Consider the following 708-nt stretch of genomic DNA (forward strand, 5'->3'; position numbering starts at 1 on the left):
GTGCTCAATCTCGAAGGGCTCGACGCCGAGAACCAGATGCGGCGTGCCGCCGCCTTCCTCGGCGGGCTGTTCGAGGTCGCCCGTGACCACTGGTACCCGATGCTGGTGGTGGTGGACGAGGCGCAGCTGTTCGCGCCGGCGGTGGCCGGCGAGGTTTCCGACGAGGCGCGAAAGCTCTCGCTCGGCGCGATGACCAATTTGATGTGCCGTGGCCGAAAGCGCGGGCTGGCCGGCATCATCGCCACCCAGCGGCTGGCAAAGCTCGCCAAGAACGTCGCCGCCGAGGCGTCCAACTTTCTCATGGGCCGCACCTTCCTCGATATCGACATGGCGCGTGCCGCCGACCTTCTGGGCATGGAGCGGCGCCAGGCGGAGGCGTTTCGCGACCTGGAACGCGGGCAGTTCATGGCGCTCGGCCCGGCGCTGTCGCGCCGTCCGCTGGGCCTGCGCATCGGCCCGACGGATACGAGCCCGCGCAACGGAACGCCGCGGCTGATGGCGATGCCGGAAGCAGCACTCGAGGATGCACGCGCGATCATCCTGGCGGCGCCGCCGCCCGAAACGGTGCGCACGCCGCGTCGCCCGGCGTCGCCGGACCTGCTCGACCAGTTGATGGCGGCGAAGTCGGCGGCCTTGGAAATCCGCCCCGAACCGGCGGAGCCGCAAGTCAGCGCCGAGGATCTGGCCGAGCGCCGCGAGCGCGTGGAC

General features: G+C 70.8%; 1 protein-coding gene. It reads left to right on the forward strand.

Annotated features, from left to right (window positions below; all coding sequences use genetic code 11):
* On the forward strand, window positions 1-708 hold a 708-nt coding region (locus tag ENZ75_RS33450; protein WP_164888260.1), incomplete at both ends, for an ATP-binding protein.

It is taken from the genome of Mesorhizobium sp. M7A.F.Ca.CA.002.04.1.1 (assembly GCF_004022805.1).
GTDB lineage: Bacteria > Pseudomonadota > Alphaproteobacteria > Rhizobiales > Rhizobiaceae > Mesorhizobium > Mesorhizobium ciceri.